At 45.1% G+C, this 16,221-nt stretch carries 9 protein-coding genes and 2 pseudogenes; 2 read left to right on the top strand and 9 right to left on the bottom strand.

Going from position 1 to position 16,221, the window contains the following annotated elements; translation table 11 throughout:
* Positions 1-70 precede the first annotated feature (70 nt).
* The 5 genes and pseudogenes from ACM0OY_RS36000 to ACM0OY_RS35980 all read right to left on the bottom strand — a co-directional run bounded on the left by ACM0OY_RS36000 (position 71) and on the right by ACM0OY_RS35980 (position 9,568).
* Positions 71-583, bottom strand: coding sequence for a DUF1772 domain-containing protein (locus ACM0OY_RS36000; protein WP_414573517.1), 513 nt, complete (start codon positions 581-583; stop codon positions 71-73).
* Between the two features lie 193 nt (positions 584-776).
* A pseudogene (locus ACM0OY_RS35995) lies at positions 777-1,925 on the bottom strand (ATP-binding protein); the annotation flags it as partial.
* Between the two features lie 198 nt (positions 1,926-2,123).
* Positions 2,124-3,734: pseudogene (locus ACM0OY_RS35990) on the bottom strand (PAS domain-containing protein); the annotation flags it as partial.
* Positions 3,735-4,000: 266 nt separating this feature from the next.
* Entirely contained in the window at positions 4,001-9,259 is a 5,259-nt protein-coding gene (locus tag ACM0OY_RS35985) for a PAS domain S-box protein (protein ID WP_414573516.1), read from the bottom strand.
* A gap of 66 nt (positions 9,260-9,325) precedes the next feature.
* A complete protein-coding gene (locus ACM0OY_RS35980) occupies positions 9,326-9,568 on the bottom strand; it encodes a helix-turn-helix domain-containing protein (protein WP_414573515.1) in 243 nt (80 codons plus the stop codon).
* 141 nt (positions 9,569-9,709) lie between these two features.
* On the opposite strand from ACM0OY_RS35980, the gene ACM0OY_RS35975 reads away from it, so the two are divergent.
* Positions 9,710-11,002: a lipid-A-disaccharide synthase gene (locus ACM0OY_RS35975; protein ID WP_414573514.1), complete on the top strand. Its 1,293-nt coding sequence runs from the start codon at positions 9,710-9,712 to the stop codon at positions 11,000-11,002.
* Positions 11,003-11,143: 141 nt separating this feature from the next.
* Here the strand turns inward: ACM0OY_RS35975 and ACM0OY_RS35970 are convergent, their stop codons facing one another.
* Positions 11,144-11,530: a hypothetical protein gene (locus ACM0OY_RS35970; RefSeq protein ID WP_414573513.1), complete on the bottom strand. Its 387-nt coding sequence runs from the start codon at positions 11,528-11,530 to the stop codon at positions 11,144-11,146.
* Between the two features lie 564 nt (positions 11,531-12,094).
* On the opposite strand from ACM0OY_RS35970, the gene ACM0OY_RS35965 reads away from it, so the two are divergent.
* Entirely contained in the window at positions 12,095-12,742 is a 648-nt protein-coding gene (locus tag ACM0OY_RS35965; protein ID WP_414573512.1) for a M23 family metallopeptidase, read from the top strand.
* A gap of 274 nt (positions 12,743-13,016) precedes the next feature.
* Here ACM0OY_RS35965 and ACM0OY_RS35960 read toward each other — a convergent pair whose 3' ends face one another.
* The 3 genes from ACM0OY_RS35960 to trpD all read right to left on the bottom strand — a co-directional run bounded on the left by ACM0OY_RS35960 (position 13,017) and on the right by trpD (position 16,023).
* Positions 13,017-13,211 carry a hypothetical protein gene (locus ACM0OY_RS35960; protein WP_414573511.1) on the bottom strand — a complete coding sequence of 65 codons (195 nt, stop codon included), beginning with the start codon at positions 13,209-13,211 and terminating at the stop codon, positions 13,017-13,019.
* A gap of 531 nt (positions 13,212-13,742) precedes the next feature.
* Positions 13,743-14,855 (bottom strand): 3-deoxy-7-phosphoheptulonate synthase, encoded by a 1,113-nt coding sequence (gene aroF, locus ACM0OY_RS35955; protein ID WP_414573510.1) that lies wholly within the window; start codon positions 14,853-14,855, stop codon positions 13,743-13,745.
* Between the two features lie 61 nt (positions 14,856-14,916).
* The gene (gene trpD / locus ACM0OY_RS35950) at positions 14,917-16,023 is read right to left on the bottom strand and encodes an anthranilate phosphoribosyltransferase (protein WP_414573518.1); all 1,107 of its coding nucleotides are present in this window, start codon (positions 16,021-16,023) and stop codon (positions 14,917-14,919) included.
* Positions 16,024-16,221: the final 198 nt, after the last annotated feature.

The raw sequence follows: 16,221 nt of genomic DNA, 5'->3' as shown, positions 1-16,221 counted from the left end.
AGGTTTTTTCTTTCCCTTTTCCCCTTCCCCTTTTCCCCTTAACCGACAAGTATTGGCGTAAGTCCTAAGCTTATTGCACTGTTCGATCGCAGAGCGCCATCGTCAGCAATGCTGCTGCTCCAAACGCTGCTATTGTCCGCACATGGTTCCAGAACGTCCAGTTGGTCAGATATTTAGCCCATAGATTTGCACCCTCAGTGCTATCTGGTTTGGCGATCGCCAGGGCATCATTCAGTGGCACATTAAAGGCGATGGTCACCACAATAGTGCCAATGAGGTAGAGCAGGCTACCAAGCAGTAAGTAGACTGCACTAGGTTGATACAACTTTGACAGCGAGGCGATCGCCAGAAACAGGCAACCCACACCCGTTCCAAAAAGCGCCAGCATAAACAACGGATTGATCGCTGTGATATTGATCGACTGCATGGCAATAATCCCTTCTCTCGGCTGAAGTCGAGCAAGAGCGCTCATTACAAAAGTCGAGAAGCCAAAGAAGACTCCCGCCACTAGTCCGCAGCCCAAGGCAGTGATAAGTTTTAATGCAAAAGGTAAGTGGTCAAGAGTTGCCATAAACCGTGCCATACTTCTTCTGAATCAATTACCTTTAGCTTAGGAAAACAATTTATTTCTAACTATTTGATTCCTGTGCAAGTATCAAAATCTTGCGGTCAGTTTTCAAAACTTCAGATAGGAACCTAGAAAAATCTTCTATGAAACAATTGCTTTCGATAGCGTCAATGGTGAACGAACTTATTTTGGGATAAGTCTTTTGCATTTAGTTTCTAACTAATTCTACAATGGCTGTTATTAGCTCCTCTGGTTCCACAGGTTTAGCAACATGCTTGCCAAATCCGGCGGCTATGGCAAGTTTTTGATTAATTTCTCCAGCATAGGCAGTCAGAGCGATCGCTTTTATATTTCCTCCCCGCTCTGGTGGCAGATTTCTTACCTGCTGGATCAACATATAACCATCCATATCAGGCATTCCCACATCACTGATTAAGATATCGGGGGTTGATTGTATCAATAGTTGCAGTGCTTCATAGGCGGATGCAGCTAAAATTACCTCTGCGCCAGCTTGCTCTAACAAGAAGCTGATATAGTCGCGGGTATCTGCATCATCATCTACCATGAGAATTTGCATATCCGCCAGCGATAAAGCCGCAGACACATCTGAAGAATCCGAATTGAGTTCATTGTCTACTAGGGCAGTCTTGATTAGTGGTATCCTCACCGTAAAAGTGGCTCCATGCCCTTCGCCTAAACTATGTGCCGTCACCATACCACCGTGTAATTCTGTGAGATGGCGAACAATTGCCAAACCTATTCCTAATCCGCCAAATTTTCTAGTTGTGGCTGCATCTGCTTGACGAAAATAGTCAAATATGTATGGGAGAAAGCCAGGACTGATACCTCTGCCTGTATCGCTAACGACGATTTGAGCTTGAGTACCAACACGTTCCAAACGCACCTCTACACGTCCTCCTACATCAGTGAACTTCACTGCATTAGATAACAAATTCCAGATGATTTGTTGAAGACGTGCTGTATCGCCTGCTACCTGGAATTTGGGATTTAGGATTTCGGATTTGAGATGGCTAAATTGCTGGCTAGAGTTTGAGCTAATATCAGGATTTTCCAATCCAAAATTGATAATCGAAAATTGTAAATTGATGGACTTGGTTTGAGCAGCTAAGCGCACTGTGTCTATTGCCGCTAAAATCGTAGTTTCTAAATCAACTGGGGCAATGTCGAGACTCAGTTTGCCTTGCAGAATACGGGATACATCCAGCAAATCTCCAATTAACTGGGTTTGTAATTGAGCATTGCGTTCGATGGCTTCTAAGGCGTAAGCTGTTTTTTGTTCATCTAACTTGGAGTTGCGGAGCAGTTTTGCCCAACCCAGAATGGGGCTGAGGGGTGTACGCAATTCATGGGATAATACTGCTAGAAACTCATCTTTGATGCGGTTTGCTGCTTCTGCTTGCTCGCGTGCCGCTTGTTCTCGTAACAGCAGTTGTTCTCGTTCGGCTTCTGCCCTTTTGCGATCGCTAATGTCGGTATGAGTTCCTAACATCCGCAGGGGTCGCCCGTCACTATCACACGATACAATCTTTCCTACTGAGAAAATCCATTTCCAATCTCCAGCTTTAGTTCGCTGTCTAAACTCTACTCAGTAATCATCAAGTTTCCCCGCAATGTAATCTTCATAAATCTGAGAAACCATTGCTACATCATCGGGATGGAGGCGATCGCGCCACTGAGCATTAGTTTCCTGAAATTCATGTGGTTCGTAGCCTAACATTTGGGCATATTCTGGATTAACAATTGCATCACCAGTTTGCATATTGAGGTCATAAAGTCCCTGATTTGCCGCTACCAAAGCTAAACGCAGACGTTCTTCACTATCTTGCAGGGCTGCTTGTGCTTGCTTGCGTTGAGTAATGTCCTGAAGAATCAGCAAAATAGCATTAACGCTGCCACACTCGTCGTAAAGGGGAGCCGCTGAAATGTTGAGAATTACATTTGAGCCATCACGCTTGTGACGATAGGTTTCCACACCAAAGAAAACTTCTCCTTTGGTGACTGCCTCTCGTAGTTGGTGGCATTCTTGGAGCTTTTCTTCTGGGACAATGGGCAACTGTTGACCTAAAAGTTCTGCTGCACTCCAGCCAAATAATTGCTCTGCTGCTGGATTCCATAACTTTACGGTCGTATCCAGTTCAATGACAACAATCGGCAGTGGCGAAGCTTGAATGAGCGTACTCAAGGTTTGTAGGGTTTGCTGGAGTTCTTGTTGGACTTCCTTGTATTCAGTGATGTCCATATTCACCCCAATCAAACGATCTGGCTGACCTCCGTCATCAAAAATTTTTGCCTTGGCTGCTAACCAGCGAATTCTGCCATCAGGAAGTATAATGCGCCATTCGGTGTCGAAATCAGATCCTTGTGTGATAGTTCGTTGCGCGGCAAGATCCGCCCTAGAGCGATCGTCTGGGTGTAATCGTTTTAACCAATGCTCATAGCTGCCCTCAAAACTTCCAGGTGTCAGCCCAAATAGGGCTTCCATTTCTTCTGTCCAAATCAATTCTCCTGTTTGGATCTTCCATTCACAAGTGCCTATTTTGCCGACTTGTTGTGCCAAAACTAATCGCTCACGACTGACCAGCAGCGCAGCTTCCGCCTGGTGTCGCTCATCAATTTCCTGTTGTAATTGCTGGTTAACTTGCACGAGTTCAGCAGTTCTGGCCTGTACACGCTGCTCAAGTTCTTCTTGAAGCCGTCTTAGCTGGTTTTCAACTTGCAAGCGTTCCTCAATTTGTGCGTGTAAAGCCTTGTTTGCTTGCCTTAATTGCAGCGGACTCGGCAAGGCTAGTGCTTGAGGAACTAGCGGTACTAGTTCTACCGCTGTAAACAATGAAACGATCGCAGTTGCAGCTTTGAGGATGCCGGATAGCCAATAGGTAGGATGCCACAGTGTCCAGATCTCGGCAATGTGCGTTGTTCCACAGAAGATAATAAAAGCGGCAAATAACAAAAATATCCAGGAAAAAGGTAAATCTTGCCGCTTGCGAACGAAGTAGAACAAGGTTAAAGGAATCGAATAGTAAGCAAGCGCAATGATGGCATCAGAAATTATATGCAGCCAAACTAACCCTGGCTTCCACAGGTAGCAGTGACCATGAGGAATAAATGAGCCTGCGCTAAACAAATTAACTACAAAGTCGTGCATACCGCTGAAAACTAGGGTGAGAGGACAAGTCATACCAAATCCTGTTTCACTAGCCTCTTTTTTTTAAAAAGCAAGGGAGGCAGGGGAAGAACAAAGAGGGGTTATGAGGATTTGGTATCAAAACAAAAGATCGGCTGCCAGGAGCATCTCAGGCAGCACATCTTTCGTGTTGGCTGTTGACGGTTAACTTTCAACCGTCAACAGCTAACAAACCTGATGATTGGCAATTTAAAAGTGTAATAATTTAACAATATAAGCTAGATAATTTAGATATTTAATATACTCCCTTCGGAGATTATTAGTTCTACGATCGCTTTCACTAAAACTTCTGGCTCTACGGGTTTGGGTACATGCTGTTGAAAGCCTGCCAACATCGCCTGTTGATAGTCAATTTCTCCCGCATAGGCAGTCAGAGCGATCGCTTTTATATTGCCTCCCTGTTCTGGCGGTAAGGCTCTGACTTGGCGCATCAGCATATATCCGTCCACCTCCGGCATCCCGATATCGCTCACCAGCACATCTGACCTGCACTCAGTTAAACTATCGATGGCTTCAACGGCTGAAGCGACAGCAGTTACATTTGCCTGGTAATGCTCCAGCAGAAAGGTAAGGAACTCACGCGTATCGGTATCATCATCGATCACCAAAACTTTAATGCCCTGCAAATTCAGAGATGGCTGAGACTGTTGACGATCTGAGTTCTTTGGGGATGGATTTGGCAAACTCGGTAGTCTCACGGTAAAAGTTGCCCCTTGCCCTTCTCCTGGACTCTCTGCCCAAACGGCGCCGCCATGTAGTTCGACTAAGTGACGGGCGATGGCCAGTCCTAACCCCAGTCCTCCAAATTTTCGAGTTGTAGCGCCATCCTCTTGGCGAAAGTAGTCAAAGACATAGGGAAGAAAGTCGGGGTGGATGCCCTTACCTGTATCGCTGATGATAATCTGGACAAAACAGTCAAGGCGTTCCAGGCGAATTTCAACTTGTCCCCCGATGTCGGTGAACTTGACGGCGTTGGAGAGGAGATTCCAAATCACTTGCTGTAGTCTGTTTGAATCACCTGATACCAGACCTACATTTGGTTCCAGCCTTGCTTGAATTTCAATGGACTTGGCTTGGGCTGCTAATTGTACCGTTTCCATTGCAGCTTGAATTGTTGATACCAGATCGATGCAGTAAACATTCAGGCTAAGTTTACCTTGCAGAATCCGCGAGACATCAAGCAAGTCTTCAATGAGTTCGGACTGCAACTTGGCATTGCGTTCGATGATAGTTAAGGCTTGAGCCGTCTTAGCTTTGTCAAGCTTGCCTGTTTTCAGCATCTGTGACCAGCCTAAGATGGGGTTGAGGGGCGATCGCAATTCGTGTGACAGAACGGCTAAAAACTCGTCTTTGACGCGGTTGGCTTGTTGTAATTGTTCAGCTTGTTGCTGGATTGAAGTCAGTAGATCTGCCCGGTCAAAGGCGATGGCTATTTGGTCGCAGGTCAATTGCAACAGGTTAATTTCTTCTAAGGTAAAGTCAGTCCGCGTTAAACTGGCAAATGAGACCGACCCCAATAACCGTCCTTGAACGATTAACGGTTGACAGGCATAAGCGGTAATTCCCATTGAGTTGAGCAGTTGCGCCTTAGGATGGGTGGAAATTTGCCCTCGATCCAGGACAATTTGCCGTCGCTGTTGTGCGACTATTCCAGATAGATTCTGACCAAATTCAATCCATTCCATTGAACGAGCTACATCATCAGAAATCCCCGCATAGTTTCTCAGATGCAGCATCGGTCGGTTGTCTTTTTCCTCAACCTTGTAGTTGTAGTAGCAATGCAACTCTAGCGGATCTGAAAGTTTGCTAAATAATTTGTTCATCAACTGCATGGGGTGTTCCGCGGCGAGTAAATCACGAGTCGTCTCATACAGCAGATGCAAGCGTTCATCTGCTTGCCGTTTTGCGGTTTTGTCTTGCAAGATTTTGACAAACCCCTGTATATTGCCTGCTTCATTTTGCAACGGCATCATTAAACCACTGGCCCAGAATCGGGTTCCGTCCTTACGGAGATGCCAACGTTCGTTGTCTGCCCGTTCTTGGGTCAAGGCAGTTTGCATTTCCCACTCGGCTTGTCCCTGCTCGTTATCTTCTGGGGTGAAAATGATGTGAGCGTTGCAGCCGAGAGCTTCTGTCTCGGTGTAGCCCAAAAGCTTTTGAGCACCGGAATTCCAAGTGGCAATTGTGCCGTTGAGGTCGAGGGTGAAAATGGCATAATCTTTGGCGCTTTCAACCATAAGGCGGAAGCGAGATTCACTCTCAGCGATGGCCACCCGTGCCAACACTTGGGCAGAAATGTCCCGAAAATAGCAAACTACGCCGTAACGTCCCTCTGGTAGGGGAATGCGGTTGATTCGCCACTCATAATATTCAATCACGCCGCGATCGCGGCGCTCCTTAATTCCCTCTGGGACAAAGTACGGCTCCCCGGTTTCCAGGGTGTGGCGATACCGTTCGACAACTTCATCCGCATACTCTTGCGGCCACAAAACGTGGATTACTTCGTCAAAATCCCGACCGATCAAATCAGGAATATCTCCAAAGACCGGCAATGCGGTGGGGTTTACTTGCCTGATGCGGAAGTCCTCGTCAATTAAAAAGACACCAAGGGGGGCTTCGTCGAAGAGTGTTTGCAATTGTGCCTGACTCGAACGCAATGCCTCTTGTACCTGTTGACGCTCGGTGATGTCTTGAAACAAAAGTACGATGGCATTACTGTCATCTAGTAGGGCAGCCGAGATACTGACAATCACAGTTGAGCCGTCGCGTTTGCAGCGGTACGTCTCTACTCCAGAGAAGATTTCCCCGTTGCTCACTGCCTCTCGCACCTGGCGACATTCCTCTTGTTTCTCTGGCGGTACAATGGGAATCGGTTTGCCTAAGACTTCTGATTCACTCCAACCAAAAAGTCTTTCGGCTGCTGGGTTCCAGAGTTGCACAATACAATCGGGTTCAATGATAATAATCGGTAACGGCGAAGCTGCAATTAGGGTTTGTAATGTTTGCAGAGTGCGTTGAATGTGCTGTTCTGAGAGTTTGCGATCGGTAATATCGAGGGTGACACCGATCATCTGCTGCGGTTGACCGTTGCCATCGTAGAGCGCTCGACCTCGGGCAATAATCCAGTGGAGGCTGCCGTCTGACCAGATGATGCGATATTCAGCATCGTAATCAATGCGGTCTTCGATCGCCTGTTCGATCTTCTGTTGAACGTATTGGCGATCGCCCGGATGAATCAACTCAAATAGCCGTTGGTAGGATAATTCCGCCTCTGGGGGCAGCCCAAAGTTTACTTTACAGCGATCGGAGCTATCCAGTACTCCCGTTACAAGATTTAGCTGCCAAGAGCCAAGCTTGCCAGTTTGCAGCGCAATTAAAAGCCGTTCTTCATTCTCACGCAGAGTAGCTTCATCCAGGACACGCTGGGTGATATCGACAAATGCCCCCACAACACCTCTCACCCTTTTGTGTTCATCTAATAACGGTGAGGCATAACAGAGCAGTTTAATTACTGTGCCATCGGCATGTACAACGTCTACCACTTCATTTTGCACCGATGTATTGTGAATTGCTGCATACTGCATAGGTAAGTCGGCAACTGGAATGTCTTGACCGTCTCGACATAAGTGATAGAGAGGGCGTTGATCGCCAGCAGCGCCCAGAGAGGCATTCGCCTGTATCGGAACTCGAATCAGTTGAGACAGATAAGGATTGACGCGGATCGTTGTGCATTCTGGATCTTCTGCGGTCGCCACGCCAATAGGCAGTAACTCAAATAGAGTTTGTAATTCGTTGACGCGCTCTTTGAGTTGCTGATTCAGCAGCTGAATTTCGGCTTCAGCTTGTTTGCGATCCGTGATGTCCACGGCAGCCCCGTAAATCACCTGTTCTTCTGGGTACGGCTGTGCCTTCCAAAGCAACCAACGGTAGGAGCCGTCTTTGTGTCGATAACGGTTCTCAAACCTCATGGTTTCATTGCCGGAGAATAGACTGGCAGTTTCCGAGACGGAGGCGCTGATGTCGTCTGGATGGACAAAATCAGTCCAAGGACGGGATGTCATTTCCTCCACTGTCCAGCCGAGTATTCCTTTAAAGGTCGGGCTGACCCATTGGAAATAACCATTAATACCAGTAATTACTTGCAAATCTGAACCAACAGCCAGAAATCGCTCTCGTTCTCGTTCAACTTGTTTGCGTAAGCGAAGCTCGTCGTAGACATCGCTGATGTCGGCGAATAGGATGGCGAACTGGTTGCTTTGGGCTGCATCGATGCAAAAAGCGTTGACATCAAACCAACGGTTGTTCATGGCGAGCGAGCGATCCTGAAAGCGAATCGGTTTGCCTGTCAGCACGACTTTGCCATAAATCTCAAACCAGAAAGCTTCGAGATTGGGGACGAGTTCTCGCGCCGTTTTACCGGTGGCTTGTTTCAACCCCGTCATTGTTTCAAAAGCTGGATTGACTTTGAGAAACCGATAATCAATTGGTTTACCGTTTTCATCAAACAGCATTTCACAGATGCAGAAGCCTTCGTCGATGGATTCAAACAACGTGCGATATTTTGCTTCGGATTCCCGCAGCGCAAGATGAGAGCGATCGCGCTCGAAGACAATGCTGGCAACTTGGGTGCCAAAGTCAGCCAGTTGATACTCCCAATCAGTCGGTATCCGTGCTTGGTCAAAGCAAAGCATCAGCGATCCCAGGGGTAGACCATCCACCCCCATCACTGGTTTGGAATGACAAGCCAAAATGCCATGACTCACACAAAGATCTCGCCATTCCTTCGACCAGCGATCGTCGTTAAGAATGTCGGCGCAGGTAATCGACTCACCCCGATACGCCGCCTCGCCGCAGGTTCCTATGCACAAATCGTTAATTGGAGCATTGTTGAGTCCTTCGCCAAAGGACGATTGAAAATCTGGAGTAATCGAGTTTTGAAATGTCATCCGTTGAGCATCAGTCAGCAAAAAGCAGGCGCGTGTACCTGGATGAAGCTCAGACACTGAGGCACACATGGCTGCAAGGCATTCATCCAGTGGGTGTCCAGAAGCAATTAACTCTAGTAGTTGCTTCTGCTGGAATAGCATGAGTTCTGCCTGTTTGCGTTCCCAGCGTTCTTGGGTTTCTCGCAGTGCCCGTTGTACTGATGGCACTAGCCGCTCTAGCCGTTGCTTCAAGACATAATCTGTGGCTCCACGTTTGAGCGTTTCGATGGCCAATTCCTCACCGAAACTGCCAGAGACGAAGATAAATGGCATATCAGGACGCAGATGGCAAGCAATTTCTAGAGCAGTAACGCCATCAAAACCTGGTAGTGCATAGTCGGCCAAAATCAGGTCAAACTCATCCTTTAAGAGTGCTGCCACAAAATCAGCACGAGTTTGCACCTGGAGCAGTTCACAGTCGATACCGCCATCCATCAGCGTGATTTCAACAATATCGGCATCTAATCGATTATCTTCGAGCAGGAGAAACCGCAGTGCCATTATCGTTCCTCCTGCTGGAATTGGATATCGTCTGAAACTGCTGTCTTCAGAACAGGGGGCATCATGTTAATTCCTCCCAGACGAAAAATACCTGGCTAGTAAATCTTCACCGCGATCGCCCAAGGAGTACAGTAATGCTTCAATTTGTTTCATCGCTAGTGGTAAAGGCTTTGTCCGTCCGTTCTCCCATCGATTAACACTATGGAATGAAACCCCCAGTTTCTCTGCAAACTTGACCTGTGAGAGTTCAAGACGCGCTCTTGTCTCACGGATCAACTCTGCAAGCTCTGTCTTCTCAATTGCAGCCATGAACGTGGATACCTTTGATTGCTATAAACCATTAGAATATAGCAGGTGCGATACTTACTGATAAAATATACCATATTGACTTGCTGTTATAGTCTCTACCCAAAGAAGCAGAAATGCTTGCCTAACAGTCACCATTAACTCATGACTCCAGTAGATATTCTTATTCTCTCTAACGGCCCAGGGGAAGTAACCACTTGGGTACGTCCAGTAGTGAACGCATTGCGGCAACAGCTAGGGGATGACCGTTCTGTTGTGAGGATTTCTGTCGTTTTATCCCCCTGTCCCAATGCTACTGGCAAAGAAGGTGCGATCGCTCTTTCTTACCCAGAAGTAGACAGAGTTCAGCCAGCAGAGCATTTTTGGCAATTTTTGCTCTGGGGCAAAACATTTGAAAATTGGGACTGGAGAAGTCGCGGTGTAGTTGTTTTTCTCGGCGGCGATCAAATTTTCCCTGTAGTGATTGGCAAAAAACTAGGATATCGTACAGTTGTTTACGCCGAATGGGAAGCCCGATGGCATAACTGGATTGACCGTTTTGGAGTGATGAAACCTCAAGTTGCTGCCCGTGTTTCCCAAAAATATGCCCACAAATGTACTGTTGTGGGAGATTTAATGCTAGAAGCCCAAGGACAACTTCTAACAGCTAACTCTTGTACAGACGCGATTAATCACGTCTCTACTCAGGATTCAGCACTTAGCACTGAACTAATTGGTGTGTTACCAGGTTCAAAAGCGGCAAAATTAACCCAAGGGATACCTTTGATGTTAGCCATTGCCGAACATATTCACCTCAACAGACCCCAAACCAAATTTGTGATTCCTGTTGCTCCAACCTTGGATTTACAAACTTTAGCTAGTTTTGGCGATTCCCAAAAAAACCCTTTTGTGGAAATTTTTGGTCTTAGCGGTGTTTCCTTAATAATTCCAGAGGACAATAAAAGTAAACCGTCACTCAAAACGCAGACAGGCCTAACTATAGAATTATCGCAAGACAACCCTGCCTATGACTTGTTATCCCAGTGCCGCATTTGCGTGACTACGGTGGGGGCAAACACCGCTGAACTCGGTGCTTTAGGAGTGCCGATGATTGTTTTGCTACCTACCCAACAATTGGATGCGATGCGTTCTTGGGATGGTTTACCGGGTTTATTGGCAAATTTGCCAGGGGTGGGTTCTACCTTTGCCAAGGTGATTAACTGGGTATTTCTCAGACGCAAAGGTTTATTAGCATGGCCGAATATCTGGGCACAGGAAGAAATTGTGCCAGAACTTGTAGGCAAACTCCAGCCAGAAGAAGTTGGGGAAATAGTATTAGATTTTTTGGCTCATCCAGAAAAATTGGACGATATGCGAGATAAGCTACGTCAGGTTCGTGGCGAAAGCGGAGCAGCCCAGAAGATAGCACAGATTGTTAGCGAGGAAATTGGGAAGTAAGGGGAGATGGGCATGGGGAAAAGGCAGTTCTTGGCAGGGGGCGGGGGGCAAGGGGGAGAATGAAAAATGACTTCTTTCCCCTCTGCTCCCTGCTCCCTGCTCCCTATCTGCCCACACTCCCCAGACCTTCATCCCTTCTACTTAATCCGGAGATCCACCACTGCGTCGTCCCAGTTCAAAAATGCCACAACTAATACAAGCAAGTATACCTAAGCTGATTCCCCAGCTACGTCCTAAACTGATTTCTACACCCCAATTAAAGAAAGCGCCAATTACTAAGAAAGGCACAATACTAAAGAGTGAAGCGTAAAAGGCGTTTTGGGATTCTCTAGCTTTACGAGTTTTTTCAAATTCTGACTGGCTGGTATAAAGCGATCGCTCGGCAAAGTTAAACCAGCGGTTGAGTTGCTCGATTACCCATTCACTGGCTTTTGAAAAACCTAGATATAACGCCAGTGACCATAAAGTCGCTCCAGCGATCGCGATCGTGTCTAATTCAAAGCGGAAAGGCAAGATTTCAGTCAACATGTCTTGGGGGAGTCCTGCAAGGGTCAACTTTAGCTTTTAGTAGATGCTAAATAAACCTCTTGTGCAATTTTAAGCATAAACGTTAACAATATTTCAACTGCTTGGCAACTCTTTCACTGCTGAGCCTACTCTAGCCCCGTCAATTAGCTTAGTCCAGAATTGTATCGTTTCAGACTTTTTTCAGATCTACTATGTATTGATTTTAGACTAGTAACAAAAAGCATAATTATTCAATACTATAAATAAGTAATAACCATTAGCTAACTAAAAGATATAATTTATACGTTCTCTTTTAATGTATTAGAAATTTATATTATTATCTAATTTTTAATTTTTTTATTTATATAAGACATACAAATTTGGCAAGCAAAAACCTGGTATCATTATTGAGGTAAAGTAAATTTGCTGAATCTTAAACTAAAATACTAAATTCAATAATAAAAAAATATAATTAATCTGCTATTTTTAGTATTGAAAATTTTTTATTTTTTATCATGATTTAAAATTATTTAATCCGAAGATTAGTAAACAATAAATAATTTTGTGAAATTCAGGAATTAAAAAATGACTAAGAGGCAACAAAGAGTAGTACTTTCTGGAGCCACTCTGTTGATATTAGGATTTTGTTTTGGAAGTTTAATTACTCTATTGCCTCAGCCAGAAATAGTTAGAGCCAGAGAAGTTCAGCCAAAGAAAGTAGCCAGAGCTAATAGTTGGCAAGCAGCTTCTTTCCCTGTAGAGAACTTTCAAGCTTACACATCTGGTTTTGGTTACCGTCCCTCAGCTACTGGTGGTTCTAATTGGGAATTTCATGGCGGTTTAGATATGGCTGCTCCACAAGGTAGTTATGTTCGTAATTGGTGGGTAGGTACAGTAATTAAAGTTGCCAATGGTGGCGCTTGCGGCTCCCATATAGTAATTAAATCAGGTGAATGGGAACACACTTATTGCCACATGGAAGGAAATGTGGAAACTGCATCTGGTCGCCGTTATTTCATTGACCGCGCAGGTGGAATTCAAATTTGGGAAGGTCAGCCAATACCGACTGGAGCCAGAATTGGTAGGGTAGGAATGACTGGACGCACCACTGGGCCACATCTCCACTGGGGGCTAAAATACAGCAATAATTATGTAGACCCTGCGCTTGTTTTGCAAGCAATGTTTTCCCAGCAAAAAGTTTCCAACAGAGGGACTTCAAGAGTACGTCCTTAGAGAATGTTTGAAAAGTCATGATTGATGTATCAAATATTTTTTACCCCTCCCTAACCCTCCCCTTGTCAAGGGGAGGGAACTAGATTTCCGGTCTCCCCCCTTTCCAAGGGGGGATTAAGGGGGGTAATTAAAATCACAGCTAACCACTTTTCAAACATCCTTGTTTGGCTAATCAGTTTTAGTCAAAAGGTGAATTTCCTTAGTTGCCATCTGAAAAACTTCAGAAGACAAGAAGGTGCAATTTTATTGCTCCCGAAGAATTAGAATTCTTCAGCTATGACATCAGACTCCAAGCTGAAACTCCATCTTCCAACACTAATAATCTTTTGGAAGAATTAGCAGCTTCAGCTATTAAGACTTTTAGCGTTATGGTATACACATTGTTGATCATTTCATGTCCGTAACCAATAACTCTGCCCACCTGCCCAGTTCGGGAATTTTGTACATACTCATCAATATTGAACTTCATAATAATCCTTCCTATTTTCACTCAGATGAACCTTGTCCTTCAAAATTAAATCTAACAACTATAGTTCTTCTGTACCATTCCAGACATAAGAGATGAAAATAATTCTTAGGGAAGATATAATTTATAAACCAGTAAGTTTAAAGAAATAAATAAAAATTCTAGAAATAATAAATTTTATTTCTAGAGGTATATACCTACGAGATTTCAGTTCAGAATCTTTACAAAATAATAGTATAGTCCCAGACGTTGCTAATTAAAAATATGAATTGAAGAAGGCAGAAGGCCAATTACAGGGGAATTCTAACAAGAACAGTAATTGTAGACCACCAAATTGAAGATTTGGTGGGGGTCTTAAACCCAGTTTGGGCAAGGCACTCATGCTTACCTTAAAACTTTCTTCCCTGCTGCCCTCTGCCTTGCCCGAAGGGCGGATAATTTCACGCTTCCAAGAAAAACTAATTGATAGGTTTTCTGGATAGGTTTTTATAATTATTCACATTCAAATTCAGCAACGCCAAAAATCGGTTAAGATTACGGTCTACCAGCTTTTAAAGTTCTGGCGGCGAACAGAAGGTGGCTTTCAGCAATGCTATCAAATACAGATGTAGACCAGCGATCGACTACTTTACCTAGAACTGACATTTCTTGAACCAAGCGCTCAAACTTTTCAGGGGTTAGAGACTGTGGGCCATCAGATAAAGCCTTAGCTGGATTGGGGTGAACTTCAATCATTAAAGCATCTGTACCAGCGGCGATCGCGGCCATTGCCATAGGTGGAACGTATTCAGATCTACCAGTACCGTGGCTGGGGTCAATCATGATTGGTAGATGAGTGAGCGATCGCAACACCGGAATCACTGACAAATCTAAAGTATTACGGGCATATTTCCCATCAAAAGTTCTAATTCCCCGTTCACAAAGAATCACATTTGGATTTCCTGATGCCAAAATATATTCTGCTGCCATCAACCACTCGTCAATTGTGGCAGACATTCCTCGCTTGAGTAGCACTGGCTTATCTTGAGCGCCTACTTTTTTGAGCAGCGAGAAATTGTGCATATTCCTAGCTCCGATTTGGATGATGTCAGCTACTTTCGCCACTGCTGGTAAATCCGCAGCATCCATCAGTTCTGTAACAATACCCAAACCCGTAGCTTCACGAGCTGCTGCTAACAAATCTAAAGCACTTTCACCATAACCTTGAAATGCATAAGGTGAAGTGCGGGGTTTGTAGGCTCCACCACGCAGAAACTTTGCGCCTGCTGCTTTGACTCGCTTTGCTGTCTCTACAATCATCGCTTCATTTTCAACAGAACAAGGCCCAGCTACTACTACGATGGGATGATGTTCTCCGAAATAGACATCACCGTTAGGTGTAGGTACGACAACTTCGCTGGCTTCTCCATGTCGGAATTCTCGACTTACCCGCTTGAAAGGTTGTTGCACCCGTAACACTTGCTCAATCCAAGGGCTAAATTCCTGGATTTGCAATTTATCGATAGTAGAAGTATCACCAATTAGCCCCAGCACAACTTTATGAGTGCCGATGCTTTTTTCTACTGTAACTTTCCAAATCTCACTCAGCTCTTGACTGATGCGAGTGATTTCGTCAACGGGCGTAGCGCTTTTAAGTACTATAATCATCTGTTTTTCCTTGTGTATAATTTTCGGTGTAATGCACGTAGAGGCGCACAGGTGTGCGCCCCTACAATTCGTGTAAAAATTGTGCAAGTTGTTCTAACTTTGTCCAAGCAGCACCGCTTTGGAGAATTTCTGTTGCGAGGGCAACACCTTTGCCACAAGCTGCTAAGATATCCCTTTCCCCATCAATAGCTTCACCAACTTGCAGGGCTAGCGCTGTATTTAAAGCAACTACATCTTGCTGTGCTTGAGTGCCTTTACCTTGCAAAACTGCCTGCAAAATTTCGGCATTTTCTTGGACATCTCCACCCCGCAACGCCGTAGTTGGTGCAAAACTCAAACCCAGTTCTTGAGGATTGAGTGTTAGAGAACGTACTTTTTTATCTTGGAGTACAGCTAAATCAGTGACATCAGCTAAACCAGCTTCATCTAGACGTTCGCGTCCGTAAAGGGCGATCGCTTGCTGACATCCTAATTGAGATAAAGCTTGAGCTATTTCCTCTAATAAAAGCGGGTCATTCACACCAATAATTTGCCCTGTCGGTCGCATAGGATTTACTAAAGGACCGAGCAAATTAAAAACAGTCCGCACTTTCAAAGTTTTTCGCAAAGTGGCAACTGCTTTAAGTGCAGGATGCCAACCTGGAGCAAACAAAAAGGTGATTCCGACTTCACCCACTGCCGCTTGTATTTTGTCTGGGCTAGCATTTAAATTTATACCCAAAGCTTCCAACACATCAGCGGAACCAGCCTTGCTAGATGCAGAACGATTACCATGCTTAGCTACTTTTACCCCCGCTGCTGCGGCAACAAAAGCAACAGCAGTAGAAATATTAAAAGTTGAAGCACCATCTCCGCCAGTTCCACAGGTGTCAATTAGGGGGGTTGGGGATTGGGAAAATTCTTGCCCAGTCCCTAGCCTTTGAGATTGTAAAACGCTAGCCATGCCAACTAATTCTTCGGCAGATACGCCTTTAGCTTGAATTGCGGCTAAAATCGCTCCTGATAAAACATGGGGAATGGCATCTGTGAGCCAACCCTGCATGAGATCCGCAGCTTGGGAAACTGTTAGCGATCGCCGATTCAGCAACTGTTGTAATAAAGCTGGCCAGTTGTAGAATTCAGGAGTTACGGGGATGTTGTCGAGTGGAATTTGAGTTACAGCTATCATATTGGGCATGGGGCATGGAGTATGGGGCATTGGTTATTCACTAATGACTACAGGACTTACGCAAAATTATGAAAAAACGAACCGCAAAGGACGCAAAGGACACAAAGAAATAAGAGTTTCAGAGAGTTTTTGCGTAAGTCCTAGACTAATGACTAATGACTAATGACTAATGACTAATGACTAATGACTAATGACTAA

The sequence above is a fragment of the Nostoc sp. CCY 9925 genome, from assembly GCF_963920935.1.
In the GTDB taxonomy this organism is placed as follows: domain Bacteria; phylum Cyanobacteriota; class Cyanobacteriia; order Cyanobacteriales; family Nostocaceae; genus Nostoc.
Note: the sequence above shows the minus strand (reverse complement) of the source record. Positions and strands in the feature narration are given on the sequence as shown.